We start from the raw sequence: 796 nt of genomic DNA on the forward strand, positions 1-796 counted from the left end.
TTTTGATTTTGGTTTTTCAAAACTGTTATATTGTTATATTGTAACGCTGTAACGCCATTTTTGCGTTTCACTGAAAAATACCGTTTTCGGCTCTTTTCTTTACAGCGTCTAATTCTCACCCATGATCCTACCACAGTTTCAAGCCAATAAAAGTATAGTGTTCCACCTATCTTCCTTATATTCAGCAATATACAATAACCGCCAAGATTTACACTTCAAAATTTGGCTTTGTAACCAACTGATACACAGGGAAATGTAACAAGCCGTGGGAAAAGTGGTCACAAGCCGTGGGAAAAGTGGAACAACCGATTATTTTTCTTCGTACCTTTGCACTGGCGTCCAAGATAGGCGGCACCGTGGTTCAAGAGAGAATCACTCATCGCACAGCACATTCCGTCCGCACACAGACGTGGGCAACTCCTCAGTAAGTCACCAGTGAATCCGCACTAAATCCCAAAATTAGGCGGACAACGATGGGACAAAATGGGAGGAACATGGGAACTGAAAAGGAGAAACCGACGATGTGGGAATGAGTGCTCACTAACTTATTAACTAACTATTCCCCAGAACCCCCACTGGTCTAACAAACGGGGGAAAACAAAATGGCTATTCTAAATGGACTTATCAAAAAAATGAGTGGATCGGCTGGTCAGTTGACTTTCAAGACTGTCAATGGACGTACCGTAGTATCGGAGAAAGTGACCAAGGTACGCAACACCCGCACCAAGGGACAACAGCGTCAGCGCATGAAATGGGTGAACATCGTCCGCATGTATGCAGGACTCGTTCCGCTTGT

1 protein-coding gene is annotated in these 796 nt (G+C 44.1%); it reads left to right on the forward strand.

The window, feature by feature from the left end; translation table 11 throughout:
- Positions 1-602 precede the first annotated feature (602 nt).
- Positions 603-796: hypothetical protein (locus CIK89_RS13305; RefSeq protein ID WP_144007358.1), on the forward strand; the 194-nt coding region annotated here is incomplete at its 3' end.

Origin of the sequence: Prevotella sp. P4-119 (assembly GCF_002251345.1) — a bacterium.
Taxonomy (GTDB): Bacteria; Bacteroidota; Bacteroidia; order Bacteroidales; family Bacteroidaceae; genus Prevotella.